The sequence below is a fragment of the Rouxiella chamberiensis genome (genome assembly GCF_026967475.1).
Taxonomy (GTDB): domain Bacteria; phylum Pseudomonadota; class Gammaproteobacteria; order Enterobacterales; family Enterobacteriaceae; genus Rouxiella; species Rouxiella chamberiensis.
On sequence record NZ_CP114058.1, the window covers coordinates 3,228,622 to 3,247,577 of the forward strand.

General features: G+C 54.9%; 21 protein-coding genes and 1 pseudogene. 20 read left to right on the top strand and 2 right to left on the bottom strand.

Translation table 11 applies throughout. The features are described from left to right. The first annotated feature begins 24 nt into the window (after window positions 1-24). From O1V66_RS14935 to O1V66_RS14945, 3 genes are all read left to right on the top strand, one after another. Window positions 25-492 carry a DNA polymerase III subunit chi gene (locus tag O1V66_RS14935; protein ID WP_045048395.1) on the top strand — a complete coding sequence of 156 codons (468 nt, stop codon included), beginning with the start codon at window positions 25-27 and terminating at the stop codon, window positions 490-492. 9 nt (window positions 493-501) lie between these two features. Continuing rightward, window positions 502-3,357: a valine--tRNA ligase gene (locus O1V66_RS14940; protein ID WP_045048394.1), complete on the top strand. Its 2,856-nt coding sequence runs from the start codon at window positions 502-504 to the stop codon at window positions 3,355-3,357. Between the two features lie 222 nt (window positions 3,358-3,579). Continuing rightward, a complete protein-coding gene (locus tag O1V66_RS14945) occupies window positions 3,580-4,098 on the top strand; it encodes a GNAT family N-acetyltransferase (protein WP_045048393.1) in 519 nt (172 codons plus the stop codon). A 96-nt stretch (window positions 4,099-4,194) separates the two neighbouring features. Here O1V66_RS14945 and rraB read toward each other — a convergent pair whose 3' ends face one another. Next, window positions 4,195-4,656 carry a ribonuclease E inhibitor RraB gene (gene rraB, locus O1V66_RS14950; protein ID WP_045048392.1) on the bottom strand — a complete coding sequence of 154 codons (462 nt, stop codon included), beginning with the start codon at window positions 4,654-4,656 and terminating at the stop codon, window positions 4,195-4,197. Window positions 4,657-4,816: 160 nt separating this feature from the next. Between rraB and argF the strand changes: the two genes are divergently transcribed. The 10 genes and pseudogenes from argF (at window position 4,817) to O1V66_RS15000 (ending at window position 14,151) form a co-directional block, all read left to right on the top strand. Beyond that, the gene (gene argF / locus O1V66_RS14955) at window positions 4,817-5,824 is read left to right on the top strand and encodes an ornithine carbamoyltransferase (RefSeq protein WP_045048391.1); all 1,008 of its coding nucleotides are present in this window, start codon (window positions 4,817-4,819) and stop codon (window positions 5,822-5,824) included. 152 nt (window positions 5,825-5,976) lie between these two features. Next, complete coding sequence (locus tag O1V66_RS14960; protein WP_045048390.1) at window positions 5,977-7,797, top strand: alpha-amylase family glycosyl hydrolase; 1,821 nt, start codon at window positions 5,977-5,979, stop codon at window positions 7,795-7,797. Window positions 7,798-7,861: 64 nt separating this feature from the next. Next, window positions 7,862-8,005 carry a hypothetical protein gene (locus tag O1V66_RS14965; protein ID WP_160292257.1) on the top strand — a complete coding sequence of 48 codons (144 nt, stop codon included), beginning with the start codon at window positions 7,862-7,864 and terminating at the stop codon, window positions 8,003-8,005. A gap of 39 nt (window positions 8,006-8,044) precedes the next feature. Continuing rightward, the gene (gene pyrB / locus O1V66_RS14970; protein ID WP_045048389.1) at window positions 8,045-8,980 is read left to right on the top strand and encodes an aspartate carbamoyltransferase; all 936 of its coding nucleotides are present in this window, start codon (window positions 8,045-8,047) and stop codon (window positions 8,978-8,980) included. A 10-nt stretch (window positions 8,981-8,990) separates the two neighbouring features. Beyond that, entirely contained in the window at window positions 8,991-9,455 is a 465-nt protein-coding gene (gene pyrI, locus O1V66_RS14975) for an aspartate carbamoyltransferase regulatory subunit (RefSeq protein ID WP_045048388.1), read from the top strand. Between the two features lie 115 nt (window positions 9,456-9,570). After that, complete coding sequence (gene ridA, locus O1V66_RS14980; protein ID WP_045048387.1) at window positions 9,571-9,957, top strand: 2-iminobutanoate/2-iminopropanoate deaminase; 387 nt, start codon at window positions 9,571-9,573, stop codon at window positions 9,955-9,957. Window positions 9,958-10,237: 280 nt separating this feature from the next. Beyond that, window positions 10,238-11,674: a circularly permuted type 2 ATP-grasp protein gene (locus tag O1V66_RS14985; protein WP_045048601.1), complete on the top strand. Its 1,437-nt coding sequence runs from the start codon at window positions 10,238-10,240 to the stop codon at window positions 11,672-11,674. After that, window positions 11,668-12,594: an alpha-E domain-containing protein gene (locus O1V66_RS14990; RefSeq protein WP_045048386.1), complete on the top strand. Its 927-nt coding sequence runs from the start codon at window positions 11,668-11,670 to the stop codon at window positions 12,592-12,594. The genes O1V66_RS14985 and O1V66_RS14990 overlap by 7 nt, the downstream gene beginning before the upstream one ends. Next, a pseudogene (locus tag O1V66_RS14995) lies at window positions 12,591-13,386 on the top strand (transglutaminase family protein). The gene O1V66_RS14990 and the pseudogene O1V66_RS14995 overlap by 4 nt, the downstream one beginning before the upstream one ends. Window positions 13,387-13,419: 33 nt before the next feature. Next, complete coding sequence (locus O1V66_RS15000; protein WP_045048384.1) at window positions 13,420-14,151, top strand: proteasome-type protease; 732 nt, start codon at window positions 13,420-13,422, stop codon at window positions 14,149-14,151. Window positions 14,152-14,208: 57 nt separating this feature from the next. Here O1V66_RS15000 and O1V66_RS15005 read toward each other — a convergent pair whose 3' ends face one another. Beyond that, window positions 14,209-14,769 carry a YgjV family protein gene (locus O1V66_RS15005; RefSeq protein ID WP_045048383.1) on the bottom strand — a complete coding sequence of 187 codons (561 nt, stop codon included), beginning with the start codon at window positions 14,767-14,769 and terminating at the stop codon, window positions 14,209-14,211. 499 nt (window positions 14,770-15,268) lie between these two features. On the opposite strand from O1V66_RS15005, the gene O1V66_RS15010 reads away from it, so the two are divergent. The 7 genes from O1V66_RS15010 to O1V66_RS15040 all read left to right on the top strand — a co-directional run bounded on the left by O1V66_RS15010 (window position 15,269) and on the right by O1V66_RS15040 (window position 18,817). Beyond that, complete coding sequence (locus O1V66_RS15010) at window positions 15,269-15,949, top strand: DedA family protein (RefSeq protein WP_045048382.1); 681 nt, start codon at window positions 15,269-15,271, stop codon at window positions 15,947-15,949. Further along, window positions 15,942-16,385 (top strand): EnvZ/OmpR regulon moderator MzrA, encoded by a 444-nt coding sequence (gene mzrA / locus O1V66_RS15015; RefSeq protein WP_241481424.1) that lies wholly within the window; start codon window positions 15,942-15,944, stop codon window positions 16,383-16,385. The genes O1V66_RS15010 and mzrA overlap by 8 nt, the downstream gene beginning before the upstream one ends. Before the next feature lie 183 nt (window positions 16,386-16,568). Further along, window positions 16,569-16,946 (top strand): DUF1090 domain-containing protein, encoded by a 378-nt coding sequence (locus O1V66_RS15020; protein WP_045048381.1) that lies wholly within the window; start codon window positions 16,569-16,571, stop codon window positions 16,944-16,946. Between the two features lie 125 nt (window positions 16,947-17,071). Then, a complete protein-coding gene (locus O1V66_RS15025) occupies window positions 17,072-17,377 on the top strand; it encodes an ElaB/YgaM/YqjD family protein (protein WP_045048380.1) in 306 nt (101 codons plus the stop codon). A 48-nt stretch (window positions 17,378-17,425) separates the two neighbouring features. Continuing rightward, window positions 17,426-17,791 carry a phage holin family protein gene (locus tag O1V66_RS15030; protein WP_269128362.1) on the top strand — a complete coding sequence of 122 codons (366 nt, stop codon included), beginning with the start codon at window positions 17,426-17,428 and terminating at the stop codon, window positions 17,789-17,791. After that, window positions 17,784-18,071: a YqjK-like family protein gene (locus O1V66_RS15035; protein ID WP_045048378.1), complete on the top strand. Its 288-nt coding sequence runs from the start codon at window positions 17,784-17,786 to the stop codon at window positions 18,069-18,071. Before O1V66_RS15030 ends, O1V66_RS15035 begins: the two co-directional genes overlap by 8 nt. Window positions 18,072-18,424: 353 nt before the next feature. Next, the gene (locus O1V66_RS15040) at window positions 18,425-18,817 is read left to right on the top strand and encodes a DoxX family protein (protein ID WP_045048377.1); all 393 of its coding nucleotides are present in this window, start codon (window positions 18,425-18,427) and stop codon (window positions 18,815-18,817) included. Window positions 18,818-18,956 lie beyond the last annotated feature (139 nt).

An 18,956-nucleotide genomic window follows, 5' to 3' on the forward strand; every position in this document is an offset into this window, starting at 1 on the left:
GAAAGCGGTGTCAGGAAGGCACCTATGAAACAGGCAACATTCTTTCTACTCGATTCTCCAGACGGCGGCGGCGAGCTTGCCAGCCATGAAGCGCTGGCCTGTCAGATAGCTGCCCAACGCTACCGTGCGGGTCAACGGGTGCTGATTGCCTGCGACGACCAGAAGCAGGCCGAACGGCTGGACGAGGCGCTGTGGAAACGTGAGGCCGACCAGTTTGTGCCACACAATCTGGCAGGCGAAGGCCCGCGTTTCGGCGCGCCCGTCGAGCTATGCTGGCCCGGAAAACGTGGAAACGCCCCGCGAGATTTGCTGATTAGCCTGCTTGGGCAGTTTGCAGATTTTGCCACCGCTTTCCATGAAGTGGTAGACTTCGTTCCTTACGAAGATTCCTTAAAGCAGTTGGCGCGCGAACGCTACAAAGCCTATCGCAGCGTCGGCTTCAATTTGACCACGGCGACACCGCCCGACGTCAATACAACGACTACAGAATAACGAAGCGAAATGGATAAGACATATAACCCGCAAGATATCGAGCAACCGCTTTACGAGCACTGGGAAGAACAGGGCTATTTCAAGCCTAACGGTGATACCAGCAAGGAAAGCTTCTGCATCATGATCCCGCCGCCGAACGTTACCGGTAGCTTGCATATGGGTCACGCTTTCCAGCAAACAATCATGGATGCCATGATCCGCTACCAGCGCATGCAGGGCAAAAATACGCTGTGGCAGGCGGGGACCGACCACGCCGGTATCGCCACGCAGATGGTTGTCGAGCGCAAGATTGCCGCCGAAGAAGGCAAAACCCGTAAAGATTACGGTCGTGAAGCGTTTATCGACAAAATCTGGGAATGGAAATCGGAATCGGGCGGCACCATCACCCGTCAGATGCGCCGTCTCGGCGACTCCGTGGACTGGGAGCGCGAGCGCTTCACCATGGATGAAGGCCTGTCCAACGCCGTTCGCGAAGTGTTTGTGCGTCTCTATAAAGAAGATCTGATTTACCGTGGCAAGCGCCTGGTCAACTGGGATCCTAAACTGCGCACGGCTATCTCCGACCTCGAAGTTGAAAACCGCGAATCCAAGGGTTCCATCTGGCACCTGCGCTATCCGCTGGCCGACGGCGTGAAAACGGCCGATGGCAAAGATTATCTGGTGGTCGCCACTACTCGTCCCGAAACCGAGCTGGGCGATGCCGGCGTTGCGGTTAATCCTGAAGATCCGCGCTACAAAGACCTGATTGGCAAGGAAGTTATCCTGCCGCTGGTTGGTCGCCGCATTCCAATTCTTGGCGATGAACACGCCGACATGGAAAAAGGCACCGGCTGTGTGAAAATCACGCCTGCCCACGACTTTAACGACTATGAAGTCGGTAAACGTCACGGCCTGCCGATGATCAACATCCTGACGTTCGATGGCGATATCCGTCAGAGTGCCGAAGTGTTTGATACCAAAGGCGAAGAAAGCGACGCGTGCAGCAACGAGATTCCCGAGCAGTTCCGTGGCCTCGAGCGCTTTGCCGCGCGTAAAGCCATTGTCGCCGCCTTCGACGAACTCGGCCTGCTTGAAGACATCAAACCGCACGACCTGACCATTCCTTATGGCGATCGCGGCGGCGTGGTTATCGAACCTATGCTGACCGACCAATGGTACGTGCGCACTGCACCACTGGCCAAAGTGGCCGTTGAAGCGGTCGAAGACGGCGAAATCCAGTTCGTGCCCAAACAGTATGAAAACATGTACTTCAGCTGGATGCGCGACATTCAGGACTGGTGCATCTCGCGTCAGCTGTGGTGGGGTCACCGCATTCCGGCATGGTACGACGCAGAAGGCAAAGTCTACGTCGGTCGCGACGAAGAAGAAGTGCGCCGCGAAAACAACCTGGGCGCAGACGTTGTGCTGAGCCAGGACGAAGACGTGCTGGACACCTGGTTCTCCTCCGGCCTGTGGACCTTCTCCACGCTGGGCTGGCCAAACGAGACGCCGGACCTGAAAGCCTTCCACCCAAGCAGCGTGGTTGTCAGCGGTTTCGACATCATCTTCTTCTGGATTGCCCGCATGATCATGCTGACCATGCACTTCGTGAAAGACGAAAACGGCAAGCCGCAGGTGCCGTTCAATACGGTTTACATGACCGGCCTTATCCGCGACGACGAAGGACAGAAGATGTCCAAGTCAAAAGGTAACGTCATCGATCCGCTGGATATGATCGACGGTATCTCGCTTGAAGACCTGCTTGAGAAACGCACCGGCAACATGATGCAGCCGCAGCTGGCGGAAAAAATCCGCAAGCGTACCGAGAAGCAGTTCCCGAACGGGATCGAACCGCACGGCACCGACGCCCTGCGCTTTACCCTTGCGGCGCTGGCCTCGACCGGTCGTGACATCAACTGGGACATGAAACGTCTCGAAGGTTACCGCAACTTCTGTAACAAGCTGTGGAACGCCAGCCGTTTCGTGCTGATGAATACCGAAGGGCAGGATTGTGGCCTGAACGGCGGCGAACTGGACCTGTCTCTGGCCGACCGCTGGATTCTGGCCGAGTACAACCGCACCGTGAAAGCCTACCGCGAAGCGCTGGACAACTATCGTTTCGATCTCGCGGCGAGCATTCTGTATGAATTCACCTGGAACCAGTTCTGTGACTGGTATCTGGAGCTTGCCAAGCCGGTAATGAACGGCGGCACCGAAGCGCAGCTTCGCGGTACGCGTCATACGCTGGTAGAGGTGCTGGAAGGCCTGCTGCGTCTTGCGCATCCGATCATTCCGTTCATCACCGAAACCATCTGGCAGAGTGTGAAACCGCTGAAAGGCATCACTGCAGACACCATCATGCTGCAACCTTTCCCGGAATATTCGCCGGAGAAAGCCGATGAAAGCGCCCTGGTCGACCTCGAGTGGATCAAACAGGCTATCATCGCGATTCGTAACGTGCGTGCCGAAATGAACATCGCGCCGGGCAAACCGCTGGACCTGTTGCTGCGTGGCGCAAGCGCCGATGCCCAGCGTCGTGTCGAGCAGAACCTGAGCTTTATCAAATCGCTGGCGCGTCTCGAGTCCATCACTGTACTGCCTGTGGGCGACAAGGGTCCGGTTTCCGTCACCAAACTGGTGGAAGGTGCCGAACTGCTGATCCCGATGGCGGGTCTGGTCGACAAGGAAGCCGAGCTTGAGCGTCTTGGCAAAGAGATTGCCAAGCTGGATGCCGAAGTCGAGCGTATCGAAGCCAAGCTGTCCAACGAAGGCTTTGTCGCGCGTGCACCGGAAGCCGTGGTCGCGAAAGAGCGCGAACGTCTGCAAGCCTGTGCCGAAGCGAAGATAAAGATTCAGGAACAACAGGTGACCATCGCCGCGCTGTAATTTCGGCCGGTCGATACCCCTTAAAACGGCAGAGTAAACGCTCTGCCGTTTTTTTTACAATTGCAAAACGCGTCCGCTCGCGGTATTAAATGCACAAGAACAAGAAATCGCGTTGAGCCGATTCAAATAATTCAAAATTTAGCAGACCCGGATCGTTGAAGTGACGACTCGCCGCTCATGCAGCGGTAGCTTCATGAACATAGGGTGTGGGGTAAGTACGCAATGACAACAGCAGTGAAACTCGACACGCCACAGGACACGATTTCGGTACGCCGCATTACCTGTGATGACAACGCCGCGATCGCGAACGTGATCCGCACGGTGTCCGCCGAATTTGGTCTGACGGCCGACAAGGGCTATACCGTGGCCGATCCCAATCTGGATATTCTGTGTGAAATGTACAGCCAGCCACGCAGCGCGTACTGGGTGGTTGAGCTGAATGGCGAGATAGCCGGCGGCGGCGGTATTGCGCCTCTGGTGGGCGGCGACGAGAGTCTGTGCGAACTGCAAAAGATGTATTTCATGTCCAGCCTGCGCGGTAAGGGTCTGGCAAAACGGCTGGCGTTGCAGGCGCTTGCCCATGCCAAAGAGCAGGGATTTTCCCGCTGTTATCTGGAAACCACCGCCAGTCTGACACAGGCCATCGCGCTGTATGAACATCTCGGTTTCGAACACATCGACGGCGCACTCGGCAGCACCGGCCACGTCGACTGTGAAGTCACGATGTTAAAAACGCTGTAATCTTCTGTTTCAGGAATAAAAAAAGCCGACTTTCGTCGGCTTTTGTGTCGAAATCACAGCGTGTTCAAGCGCCGGGGCGCAGAAGAGACGCGGTGATTAGTGGCGTTTGCCGTCGTCGTCTTTATCAACAGACTTCTTCTCGGCGACGTCGTCTTCTTCTTCGTCGTCTTCGTACTCGTCTTCATCATCGCCGTCTTCGCCGTTCGGGTCTTCGAAATAGGTGCCCCAACCGTCGTAGTTTACGCCGCTTGCTTCGGCCAGCGCCACCAGCTGCTCGACCTGCTTGTCGATGATGTCGGCGTTCAGCGCAACTTCGCTGATGATGTCGCAGCACATCACCATTGAGCCGTCTTCAACTTCCAGCTCTTCTGCGTCGGTCACTTCATAGCCCAGCTTGAAGGCTTCTACGGCTGCTCGCTCTAAAACTTCGAATTTCTCGCAGGAGAAATGATGCTCAATAGTGTAAAGCGCGTCAGGATCGCTGCCGTCTTCCAACAGCTCTTCGATGATTAAGCGGGTCTCTTCACGTTGTTCGTCCAGCAATTCACGGTTTGCCATGCCTCGGTCCTCAATCAATATGACGTTTGTACGCTATTTTCACACAGCAGACGGCTCTCCTCCACTATAAACGACAAAGTTTTTACTTTGGGGTTGTATTTGCATATTCATACATATAAATTGAATTTTAATTCATTATATATGTTTCGGAGATAGGCACATGAGTCTGTTAAACAAACGCCATTTTCTTAGGCTACTGGATTTTACCCCGTCAGAAATCGCGACCCTGTTGAAACTGTCCGCAGAGTTAAAAACGGCCAAGAAGAACGGCACCGAAAAGCCGTCCCTGAAAGGCAAGAACATCGCGCTCATCTTCGAAAAAGACTCGACCCGCACCCGATGCTCTTTCGAAGTTGCCGCATACGATCAGGGCGCGCAAGTCACCTATCTCGGCCCGAGCGGCAGTCAAATCGGCCATAAGGAGTCGATGAAAGACACCGCGCGCGTGCTGGGCAGAATGTTCGACGGTATTCAGTATCGCGGTTTCGGCCAGGACATTGTCGAGACGCTGGCGGAACACGCGGGCGTGCCGGTCTGGAACGGACTGACCGATGAATTCCACCCGACGCAGCTGCTGGCCGATTTGCTGACCATGCAGGAGCAGTTGCCGGGCAAGGCGCTGTCGCAGATGTCGCTGGCCTATCTCGGCGACGCGCGCAACAACATGGGCAACTCCCTGCTTGAAGCCGCCGCGTTGTGCGGTCTGGATTTACGTCTGGTTGCGCCTTCGGCCTGCTGGCCCGAAGCGGAGCTGGTCGCAAGCTGTCAGCAGCTGGCGCAGGAGAACGGCGGTTCCATCACGCTGACGGAAGACATCGATGCGGGAGTGAAAGGCGCAGACTTCCTGTATACCGATGTTTGGGTATCGATGGGCGAGCCGAAAGCGGTATGGAAAGAGCGCATCAATTTGCTGCGCGCCTATCAGGTCAACATGGCCATGATAGCGAAAACCGGCAATCCGCAGGTCAAGTTCCTGCACTGCCTGCCGGCTTTCCATGACGATCAAACCACGCTTGGCCGTCAAATGGCCGAAGAATACGATCTGCACGGCGGGATGGAAGTGTCCGACGACGTGTTCGAGTCGGCGCACAGCGTTGTGTTCGATCAGGCCGAAAACCGCATGCACACCATCAAGGCGGTCATGCTCGCCACCCTCGGCTCGCTTTAAGCACAAATTGATCAAGTCAGCGCGCAGCATCTTGGCGGGCTGACTTTTCAAGCGCTTCTGCCCTCTCCCTTACCTTCTTTACCGTCCTTTACCCGTCGACTGCGCACTTTTTCTACTAACCTTTCACCATGTGAATAAAAAAGGGAAGAGTTATGGGCGCCGTAAATCCCGAGTTCGTGCTTCGTTTGGAAAGTTTGCTGAGTAGAGTCTATCCCAAGGAACATATTGGCGATCTGATAAAGAAGATTCTGCATCTTGGAGACAAATGGCGTTACGGAGAACATCGTTCGTCGGAGTGGGTCGACGGCACCAACGTGTATCTCATTACCTACGGCGACACGATTTCGCAGCCCGACCGCCCTCCGCTTGCCACCCTGAATGACTTTGCGCAAAAACATCTGAAAGACAGCATCAGCGATATTCATATTCTGCCGATGTACCCGTACAGCTCGGACGACGGCTTTAGCGTGATTGATTACCGGCGCATCGACGAACATCTGGGCGGCTGGAGCGATATCCATCACCTCTCCGCCCATTTCAACATGATGTTCGACTGCGTCATCAACCATATTTCCCGTTCGAGCGACTGGGTGAAAGGTTATATCAATGACGATCCCTACTATCGCGATTACCTGATTGAAGCCAAGCCCGAGCTGGATTACAGCCGCGTCGTGCGTCCGCGCGCCTCGCCGCTGCTGACGCCGTTCATCAAGGCCGACGGCACACAGCTTTATCTGTGGACCACGTTCAGCGAAGATCAGATAGACATCAATTTCAAGAATCCGCAGGTCCTGCTCGAAAGCATCGACGTGCTGTTGCAGTATGCGGCCAGCGGCGGACAGTCGATTCGCCTCGACGCGATTGGCTATATCTGGAAAGAGCTGGGCACCACCTGTATTCACCGCCCGCAGGCGCACAACATCATCAAGCTGTGGCGCACCATTCTGGATGAGGTGATCCCCGGCACCCGCATCATTACCGAAACCAACGTGCCGCATCATGAAAACATCAGCTATTTTGGTGAAGGCGACGAGGCGCACATGGTCTATCAGTTTGCGCTGCCGCCGCTGACGCTGCACGCCTTCCTGCGCGAAGACACCCGCAAGCTGACACAGTGGGCGCAAGGCCTCAACGCGGAAGCGCACTATCCCAAAACCACCTATTTCAACTTCCTGTCGAGCCATGACGGCATCGGCCTGCGTCCGACAGAAACCTTTCTCCACGACGACGAGCGCAAATATATGGCGCAGGAGACGCAGCGCAAAGAGGGGCGCGTCTCCTACAAAGACAACGGCGACGGCACCCATTCGCCTTACGAGCTGAACATCAACTACCTTAGCGCGCTGACGGAAGCCAACGACAGCGTCGAGCTGAAAACGCGCAAGTTTCTTGCCGCACAGGCGCTGCTGCTGGCGTTTCTGGGCGTTCCGGCCCTTTATATCCACAGCCTGCTTGGCAGCGAAAACGATCTCGACGGCATGCATCAGTCCGGTATCAACCGGCGTATCAACCGCAAGAAGCTCAAGCTGGATGAACTCGAGAAAGAGCTGGAGACAAAAGGATCGCTGCGATCGGAGGTGTTCAACGGCTTGAAAAAACTGATCGCGATTCGGCGATCCCGCCCTGCCTTCTCGCCTCAGGCCGGTCAGCGGGTGTTTGAACTGAGCGAAAAACTGTTTGCCATTGAACGCTTTGATCCTAAAACCGATAACCGGATCAGCTGCATCTTCAATATCAGCAGTCAGTCGCAAACCTTTAAACTCGCGGTCGAAGGTGAGGATCTGATTGGCGGCGAAGCCTTTACCGGACAGATGCGGCTACAGCCGTGGCAGGTGGTCTGGATTGAACACAAACTCAAGGCGCCGGAGAAACTGGGCGGACTGCGCCGCTGGCGAAGAAAAATCATGATCTCGCTGAAAAAGTCGAAGGCCAACCGATTGCTGCGACGGGGATTGGGGAAAGCAAAAAGGTGAGGTCACCCTCTTGCAGGCAAGATTCGTGCGCGTATAATGCGCCACAATTTGCCGGGAGACTGACATGAAAAACATCACGACATTGCGCTTCGACGCGTCACCGAATCCAGTGCCTGCTGGCGGCGTTCAGCCGTTGTCTCCCGTTATTGCCTTGCAGGCATCCGTGGTTCTGCAAACAAAGAATCGATCGCTGAAAGCCCCTCATTGAGGGGCTTTTTTTTGTCTGTCATCGTAGAGGAGAGCGAAAATGGCCAATCCGCTGTATCAAAAACACATTATTTCAATTAACGATCTCAGCCGGGAAGCGCTTGAGCAGGTGCTGGACACCGCTGCAAGCCTGAAAGCCAATCCGCAGCCTGAACTGTTGAAACACAAAGTGATCGCCAGCTGCTTTTTTGAAGCCTCGACGCGGACCCGCCTGTCTTTCGAAACGGCCATCCATCGCCTGGGCGCTCAGGTGGTCGGTTTTGCCGACGGCAGCAACACCTCGCTCGGCAAGAAAGGCGAAACGCTGGCCGACACGATTTCGGTGATTGGCACCTACGTGGATGCTATCGTCATGCGCCATCCGCAGGAAGGCGCGGCGCGACTGGCAACCGAATTCTCGGGCGGCATTCCAATTCTCAATGCCGGCGATGGCGCGAATCAGCATCCTACCCAGACTCTACTCGACCTGTTTACCATTCGCGAAACCCAGGGCCGTCTGGACAACATCAAGATTGCGATGGTCGGCGACCTGAAATATGGCCGCACGGTTCACAGCCTGGCGCAGGCGCTGGCCAAGTTCAACGGCAACCGCTTCTACTTTATCGCGCCCGATGCGCTGGCGATGCCGGAATACATTCTGAATCTGCTGGAAGAGAAAGGCATCGAATACAGCCTGCATGAAAGCATTGATGAAGTGGTGCCGGAGCTGGATATTCTCTATATGACGCGCGTGCAGAAAGAGCGTCTGGACCCGTCCGAATACGCCAACGTCAAAGCCCAGTTCATCCTGCGCGCCGCCGATCTGGCCGAAGCCCGGCCGAATCTGAAGGTGCTGCACCCGCTGCCGCGCATCGACGAAATTACCACCGACGTCGACAGCACCCCTTACGCCTGGTATTTCCAGCAGGCCGGTAACGGGATTTACGCACGCCAAGCTTTGCTGGCACTGGTTCTCAACGCCGACACCGCCGAATAAGGAGCGCATCATGACGCAAGACAATAAACTCCAGGTAGAAGCCATCAAATGCGGCACGGTTATCGACCATATTCCCGCGCAGGTCGGCTTTAAATTGCTGTCGCTGTTTAAACTTACGGAAACCGACCAGCGGATCACCATCGGCCTGAATTTGCCGTCCAACGAGCTGGGCCGCAAGGACATCATCAAGATAGAGAACACCTTCTTGACCGAATCGCAGGTCAATCAGCTGGCCGTGTATGCCCCGCATGCGACGGTCAACCGTATCGACGATTACGTGGTGGTCAAAAAGCTGCACCCAAGCCTGCCGGATCGTATCGAAGGCGTGCTGCGCTGCCCGAATGGCAACTGCATCAGCCGTTTCGAGCCTGTAAAATCCAGCTTCGCGGTGAAAAATCGCCATGATGAAGTGCATTTGCAGTGCAAGTACTGCGAGAAAGAGTTCGAGCATCAGGTGGTGTTGAATAACGAATAGCGCGGGAGATTGGGGGATGATTTCCTGCGCCCCGCTCCCTATACTGTCTGAACGCATTTTTTTCAGTCAGGCCTTGTTCAATCCACAAGGCTTTTCAATTCAACAAGGAACTAGTATGTCTCGCGTAATCAGTACAGAAAATGCACCAGCGGCTATCGGTCCTTACGTGCAGGGCGTTGATCTCGGCAGCATGATCATCACCTCCGGTCAGATCCCTGTCGATCCTAAAACCGGCGCGGTTGCAGACGACATTGCGGCACAGGCGCGTCAGTCGCTTGAAAACGTGCAGGCTATCGTCGAAGCGGCCGGCCTGAAAGTGGCCGATATCGTGAAAACCACCGTGTTCGTTAAAGATCTTAACGACTTCGCGACCGTCAACGCGACTTATGAAGCCTTCTTCACCGAGCACAATGCACCGTTCCCGGCGCGCTCCTGCGTGGAAGTTGCCCGTCTGCCAAAGGACGTCAACATCGAGATTGAAGCTATCGCCGTTCGTCGCTAAGCCTGCTCTCTTTCCTGAAAGGTCAGCCTCGCGCTGGCCTTTTTAGTTTTTGCTCCCGTCTTGTTAATGCCCCATTACCGCTCATAATCAAGAATGACGCACTTTTTTCGCTCATTTTTTGGCATTTTGCGTCGTCATGCGCACTCTTGAAGCGCGATCTCCCCACTGTTTCGGCGATTTTCCCGGAAATCTGCACGCTGGCACACTTTATGCGTAGTCTCTGTGTGCGGTCGATTTCAGGTATGCACGAACCCTAGCCTGTTATGTCAGTGAGGTGATGATGATTAATATAGATCTTTTCGATTCGCCCTTTTTTGATGAAATGTTAATGGCCAAGGGGCAACACCGCAGCCATTATCAAGCCTACTGGCAATGGTTACAGCAGGCCGATCAACAGGCCGTACAGCGCAAGAAAGAGGAAGCCGCGCTGTTGTTTCATCGGGTGGGGATTACCTTCAACGTGTACGGGGACGACGACGGTGCCGAGCGCCTGATCCCCTTTGACAGCGTGCCGCGCATTATTCCGGCCAGAGAGTGGCAGATGCTGGATAGCGGCATTCGTCAGCGGGTACAGGCGCTGAACTGCTTCCTGCATGATATCTACCACGATCAGCGGATCCTCAAGGCCGGGATCGTTCCCGCCGAACAGGTTCTGGCCAACGATCAATACCAGCCGTGCATGCAGGGTGTGGATCTGCATCGCGACACCTACGCGCATATTGCCGGCACCGACATGGTTCGCGGCGGCGACGGCGAATATTATGTGCTGGAAGACAACCTGCGCACGCCATCGGGCGTCTCTTACATGATGGAAAACCGCAAGATGATGATGCGGCTCTATCCCGAACTCTTTAGCGAACAGCGCATTGCGCCGGTTTCCCGCTACCCTTCCCATCTCCTGCAAACCCTGCGCGAAAGCACGCCGGTCAACGATCCGACCGTTGTAGTGCTTACGCCGGGCCGTTTCAACAGCGCCTATTTCGAACACAGCTTCCTCGCGCAGCAGATGGGCGTGGAGCTGGTAGAAAGTGTGGATCTGTTCGTCAAGGAAGGGGCCGTGTTTATGCGCACGACCGCCGGGCCATGCAAGGTCGATGTTATCTATCGCCGTCTCGATGACGCGTTTCTTGACCCGCTCGCCTTCCGCGCCGATTCGATGCTGGGCGTGCCGGGGTTGCTGTCGGTCTACCGCACCGGCAATGTGGTGCTGGCCAATGCAATCGGCACCGGCGTTGCCGACGACAAGTCTATCTACCCTTATGTGCCGGAGATGATCCGCTATTACCTCGGCGAAGATCCGATCCTCAACAATGTGCCGACCTGGCAGTGCCGCAAGGAAACGGATCTCTCCTACGTGCTCGCCAACCTCGAAAAGATGGTGGTGAAAGAGGTTCATGGCGCAGGCGGTTACGGCATGCTGATTGGCCCGCAGGCGACGCAGGGTGAAATCGAAACCTTCCGCCAGCTTCTCAGGGCGCGGCCGCAAAACTACATCGCGCAGGAGACACTGGCGCTCTCGACCTGCCCGACTTTTGTCGACGACGGTCTGGCTCCGCGCCATATCGACCTGCGTCCGTTCGCGCTGACCGGTGCCGAAATCCGGCTGGTGCCGGGCGGACTGACCCGCGTGGCGCTGGCCGAAGGATCGCTTGTGGTCAATTCGTCACAGGGCGGCGGCACCAAGGACACCTGGGTTTTGGAGGATGACGCATGCTAAGCAGAACAGCCAGTGAACTCTATTGGATGGCCCGCTATCTCGAGCGCGCCGAAAACATTGCCCGCCTGATGGACGTGACCAACAAGCTGTCGATGATGTCTATCCGCGACAGCAACCATGATCTTCTGGTGCCGCTGCTGCTGACCGGCACCCAGTCGCTGTTTAACGAAACCTATCAGCAGGTCACCATGAACAACCTGCTGCATTTCTTTGCCATCGACAGCAACAACCACAGCAGCATTATCAGCTGCATGCAGATGGCGTGGAACAATGCCCACGCGGTGCGCGGCAGCCTGTCGTCGGAAGTGTGGGAAAGCATCAACGCCTCGTGGATTGAAATGAAAATCATCCGCCGCCAGGGCGTCGGGTCGGCGGGCGCAGACAGCTTCTTCGATTGGGTAAAAGAACGGTCGCACCTGTTCCGTGGCGCGATGTTCGGCACTTTGCTGCGCAGCGATGCGCTGTATTTCATTCGTCTCGGCACCATGCTTGAGCGCGCAGACAGCACCGCACGCCTGCTTGAGGCCAAAAATCAGCTGCTGGATGCCGACGAGGATCCGGTGCGCGAATACTATCGCATGGACACGCTGCTGCGCGCGGTCAGCGCCCGTGAAGCCTTCCATAGCCTCTACAAACAGCAACTTAGCCGGGAAACCATCGCCGACTTGCTGATTCTGCGACGCGAACTGCCCCGTTCGCTGCTGGCCTGCGTCGAGGTCATCACCGAACAGCTGGAACTGATAGGCGGCAGCGCAGGCAATCTGCCGCGCCGTCGCGCCCATACCTTGCATGCCCAACTGCGCTTCTCCACCCTCGCCGAGATTCAGGAAGTCGGCCTCAGCGACTGGCTGAATGACTTCCTCAACCAGACCAATGCGATTGCCGAGAGCGTTCACCAGACCTATTTGGAGGCACAATGAAACTTAACGTCAGTCATCAGACGCATTATACCTATGCGCAACAGGTTAAACGTTCGACCCAGTATCTTCGTCTGACGCCGCAGAACTCCAGCCACCAGAAGATCCTCACCTGGGAACTGAGCCTGCCGGAATACGCCACGCGCACCATTGATGCCTACGGCAACGTGCTGCACGTGTTAACCCTCGACCAGCCGCATCAGGCCATTACCATCGAGGCGAACCGGCGTGGTGGAAATCGAAGATAACGTCGAGGACGACAACTTCGGGCATCTCTCGCCGCTGGTGTTTCTGCGTGCCAGCCCGCTGACGCACGCCGATGCCGCCATCCGCGATTTCGCCTCGCGCTACTATCGTCCGCAGGCGCAGCACGAGAGTCTATGCAAGCTGATGGGCGAACTGCTTTTGAAAATGCCTTACAGTCCGGGCACGACGACGGTCAAGGACAGCGCCGCGCAGGCGTTTGGCGCGCAGCAGGGAGTCTGTCAGGATCACACGCACGTGTTTCTCGCCTGCTGCCGCAGTCTGGGCATTCCGGCGCGCTACGTGAGCGGCTATCTCTACAGTCAGGATACGGAACACGTGGCGACGCACGCCTGGGCCGAAGCCTGGATAGACGGCCGCTGGCAGAGTTTTGATGTCACCAATAATACCTGTCAGCCCAATCAGCATTTGAAACTCGCCATCGGGATAGATTATCTTGATGCTTGTCCGGTGCGCGGTATCCGTCTCGGCGGCGGGTGTGAAGATATGCACACGATAGCCGCCGTGCAAATGCTCGATACTCCTCAATAGCGCTCTTTTTCCCTACTCAAGACAGGTAACGGTATGACTTACTGTGTGGCCATGCGATTGTCCTCTGGCCTGGTGTTTGTTTCCGACTCGCGAACCAATGCCGGGGTGGACCATATTTCCACTTTCCGCAAACTGCATGTTTTTCATCAGAGCGATGAGCGCGTGCTGGTGATTCAGAGTGCCGGCAATCTGGCGACCACACAGAGCATTCTCAGCCTGCTGCACCGCCGTAGTCTGGATGCCACAGTGCCCAACTTGCTCAACGTCGAGTCGATGTATGATGCGGCGAGCCTGCTGGGGGAAACGGTGCGCGAAGTGATTGCCCGCGACAGTGGCGACAATCAGGGCGGCATGACGGATTTCAGCTGTAACCTGTTGCTGGGCGGGCAGATCAAGGGCGAAGGGCTGCGGCTGTTCCATGTTTATCCGCAGGGGAATTTCATCGAAGCGACGCATGATACGCCGTATTTTCAGGTGGGCGAAAGCAAGTACGGCAAACCGATTATCGATCGCGTGCTGACCTATGATACGGCGCTGGAGCAGGCGATGCAGTGCGCGTTGATTTCAATGGATTCCACTCTGCGCAGCAATCTCTCTGTCGGCCTGCCGCTTGATGTCATGACCTATCCGAAAGACAGTTTCAGCGATGCGCAGCAGTACCGAATTACAGAAGATCACCCGTATTTTGCCATGATCCGCAAAGGCTGGGGAGAAGGCCTGCTCAGCATCTTTGCCCAGCTACCGCCGCTCAAACTGGAGAAGTAACGCGGCGTCCTGCGCTCTTATGTCAATCCTCCGGCCCTGCATCGAAGGGCCGTATTCTCACACGGCTTCCGCCTGCGCCTCTTTTTTCTCGAGCTGAGTTTCGACGGCAAAGGGATCGATGCCGCGCTGCTGCATACGGTAAAAACGCAGGATGTTAAAACCGTTCATGACGAGAAAACTGCTTTCGATAAGCGTGCCGCCAATAGATCCCAGCCAGATATTATGCGCTACCCAGCCGCAGGTCGAGAACCACATAATCACCCGCGTTTTCAGGCCACTGGTGCGAAATAAAGCCCAGGTGCTGGCGACGGTACCGATGACCGGCAACACCTCCATCAAATGTTTGGCCTTACCCAATCCGAAACTCAGGGTCAGAATAATAAACGCCAGCATCACCCAGACGCTGCGGGTGCGCAGTGCCAACTGGGTGCGGATCGAGTTGAGCAACGCCGCGCTGCCGGCGGAATTGGCCCCCATCAACAGAAAATGTACGCCGATAATGGCGCTGTAAGCCGAAAGCTGCTGTTTGAAACGGCGATCGCTGCGGCTGAAAAACATGGTAATGCCGACACAAAAAGCCAGTAACCCGATACCCTGCGCGAACCAGTAGAGCGACATGATGTTTATCCCCGTCATACAGGAAAAGACCTTCTGTTTGAGTACCGGATCCGGGGGACTATAGGCAGAAAGCGACAACGTTTTGCAGAACAAAACGCGAATTATCCATTTGGTTCGCTATCCTATAGAGAATGCCAATCGCTGACAATGTGACCGTGATGTTAATAATGTATATTTTTAGAAATAACTCGCTTTATTTATTTAACATCCTCAACTCTGTCAATGCTCGTCCAGTAATGTCAGCCAATGTAAAAACCGTCTTTTAACGCCGACCTGACCCGACTTATCGGAATAATGGGCTGTTTCGCCGATTGATACTTTGTTACAGTTAGACCAGTTTTCTTACGGCCCTTTTTCGAAAGCGACATTCTGTCATCGCAGGCTTTGTGCATGATGCACAACGGGAAACTCACCACACTCGGTAAGCATTCGGCGTTGAGGCGGTTTCTCCGTGGATTGATCTCTTACCAAATGAATTTAATGGAGTTTCTGAAACTACATGGAAATTATCAGTTCACTTATGCATGCCCTGTGGCAGCAGGATTACGAAACGCTGGCCAATCCTTCGCTGATTTGGACACTGTATATCGTATTGTTCGTGATTATTTTCCTTGAGAATGGTCTGCTGCCGGCTGCCTTTTTGCCGGGCGACAGCCTCCTTATTCTCGTGGGTGTGCTGATAGCCAAAGACGCCATGAATTTTCCGTTGACCATCGTGCTGCTGACCACGGCGGCGAGTCTGGGCTGCTGGCTCAGTTATATTCAGGGCAAATGGCTCGGCAACACGCGTGTCGTGCAGGGCTGGCTGGGGCATCTTCCGGTGCAGTATCACGAGCGTGCTCACCAGCTGTTTCATCGTCATGGCCTTTCCGCGCTGCTGGTCGGCCGCTTTCTGGCGTTTGTACGAACGCTGCTGCCCACCATCGCAGGGCTTTCGGGTCTCAGCAATGCCCGTTTCCAGTTCTTCAACTGGATAAGCGGCTTCCTATGGATAATCATTCTCACCAGTCTCGGTTATGTACTCGGCAAAACCCCGCTTTTCAGAAAGTATGAAGACCAGTTAATGCTGTGCCTGATGATTTTGCCGCTATTATTGCTGGTTGTGGGTTTAGTCGGATCGCTTGTGGTGTTATGGAAAAAGAAAAAGGCCGACCGCGTCGCCAAAGGGAAAAATGCATGAAGCTGTTTATTTTCGACCACTCGATGATTCAGGCTGGGCCGTTCTGATGTTCAAGCGCACGTTCTCGAAACGCCTGATTTTATGGCCGCTTACCTTCGCGATGTTGCTGATGCTGACCACCGTGGGCGTTATCGCCTTACCAAAAATGCCTGAAAACAGCGATGCCCTGAAAATTAGTCCGGCCAGGATGGGCGAAGATCTTCCCGACGGCTTTACGCTGTACCAAGGACTGAGTCAGCATGGAGTGCAAATCGACAGCATTACGCCCGCCAACGGCAGTCTGGTGGTTCGTCTGCACTCCTCCGGCCAGCAGCATCTGGCGCAGGAAACGCTCAAGGCGCTGCTACCCGGCCACTACAATATCCAGCCCTACAGCCCCGAGCCTTCTCACGAATGGGCCAGCAAGTTTGCCCGCGATCGCTCGAAAGTGGGCTGAGCGCACATTCTTTACAGCCCAAAACGCTTTCAGAGTCCGCTTAATAGCCATTTCATCGCCTCCTCACTATAGTTATTCCATCGATAGATTTTTGCTCACCTGCCCGAACTTCCGTTAGGCGCTTGTCGGCGCCGCAAGGATTCTGCGCGTAGCGCGCAATGCTTATCAACAGGATAGGAAATCATGAAAAAGACGTTTGCAATGCTGTTAATGATCCCGGCCATGGCCCTGACAGCAACCGCCTATGCCGCCCCGCAGCAGGAAACCTGCGCCACCAAACAGCAGGCTATCAAGCAGCAGCTCGAGGCCGCCCACCAGCACAACAATAAAGACCAGATTGCCGGTTTACAGAAAGCGCTGGCTGAAAGTCAGGCCCATTGCACGGAAGCGAATCTGCATGCCGACAAACAGCAAAAGATTGCCGAAAAGCAGGAAAAGGTTAACGAGCGCACCCGCGAACTGAAAAAAGCCCAGGCCAAAGGTGACAAGAGCAAGATAGCCAAGCAGCAGAAGAAGCTCGATGAAGCGCTGCATGAATTGAACGAAGTGTCGACACAGTAAGCATTTACGCCCGCTTTTACCGCGGATTACCGGCAACGCCGATGACCCAGAGAAATCGCATTTGCACTGCCGGTAAAATCCGCTATGTTTAATATTCTTATCATAAAGTTATGGAGTGACGAACAATGGCTACTACCCCAACGTCTGACAATCTGCGTGCCGAACTGAAATCACTGGCAGATACCCTTGAAGAAGTGCTCCAGACTTCAACGGATAAGTCTAAAGCCGAAATCGACAACCTGCGCGTGAAGGCGGAAGGTCTGCTTAAAGACACCCGTGCACGCCTGAGCGATACTGGCGACAAAATTGCCAGCCAAACCAAAGAGATTGCCAGCAAGGCGGACGACTACGTGCATGACAAACCGTGGACCGGCGTAGGTATCGGTGCCGCAATCGGCGTTGTCATCGGCGTTCTTTTAGCCCGTCGCTGATATTATGGCTGACACTCCAAGAACTCCCCACAGGGGCCGGGACGCGGCATTTTCGACAGTGCGCAACGTATCGTGACCATTATGGTCGGGATGGTCGAGACTCGCCTGAGACTGATCGTTGTCGAACTGGAAGAAGAGAAAGCCAACCTCTTCCAGCTGCTGCTGATGGCCTGCATTACCCTGATTTTCACGGCATTCGGCTTGATGAGCCTACTGGTGGTGCTGTTTTTCGCCATCGACCCGGCGTATCGCCTGACCGCCATGGCGACGACCACGGCAGTGCTGCTGCTGCTGGCCGTTATATTGGGTGCCTGGACGCTCGGCAAAGCCAGACGTTCAACCTTGCTGAGTGCTTCGCGCCGTCAGCTCAAGATTGATCGTGCCTTGCTGGATAAGGACGAACAGGATGAGTAATAAACCTTCCCCTGTCATCGAGAAAGTCCGTCTACTCCGCAAGATCGAGCGCGAACGCGCCGATCTTGCGATCGCCAAAGAAGAGTGGTTGTTGTCGACGACCAAACTGGATCAAACCTGGGTCAAAATCGTGGATATGCGCAAGTATATGGTCGTCGCCTCAAGCGCGGTCGCCGTTTACAGCATTCGTCACCCTAGCCGCCTGATTCGCTGGTCCAAACGCGCCTTCAGCATCTGGGGCACGGTTCGTCTGTTCCGTAAGACCCTGAGCAAGAACTGATAATCTGGTATTTCCCGTTTTTCCCCTCTTTTTTGATCTCGATTTTTCCAAATATTATGCATCCCGTTATCAGGGCAGAGAGCGTAAAGGCTACCTGCCCTCAACTATTTCCTTACGTTATTAATAAGTTACCCAAAATTCCTCTCTCTGCCGATTTCTTGGCTTAATGTGCTAATTCAATATTTTTGATGAATTTAGACAGTTTTACTTGCTAACAAACTGCGATCTTTCCCCTATTATCAGCTCCATCAACAGAGACAAGGCTGTGACGGGGGATACAAGCCCAAAGCGCCTTAACCCAAACATTAATAATAAAGCCAAATTTTTTGGTGCTTTCAATCGGAGTCAATGAAATGAACAAAGTCCATGACGCAGCCCTGTTAGTCGCCCGTATCCTGATGCCTATCCTTTTCATCGTCGCAGGCTGGGGCAAAATGCACGCCTATACCGCAACGGCGGGCTACATGGCGTCTGCGGGTGTGCCGAGCTTCTTCCTGCCACTGACCATTCTGCTTGAATTCGGCGGCGGCCTGGCCATTCTGTTCGGCTTCCTGACCCGTACCACCGCGTTGATTACAGCCATCTTTACTCTGCTGACTGCCGTCATCTTCCACGTTGACTTCTCGGTTGCCGTCAACCAGATGATGTTTATGAAAAACCTGTCTATCGCTGGCGGTTTCCTGGTGTTGTTCGCCTCCGGTCCGGGCGCTTTCAGCATCGACCGTTTGCTGAAAAAGAACTGGTAATCACACCTCGTTACCGCGCCTCGGTGACCACGATGACCCGCTATACTTGATGCAGTGAATCATCGGCAAGACTGACAACGGGCGAGGTGATTAATCACTTCGCCCTTTTTTACATCCGAATTTTATGGATTTAACCCTG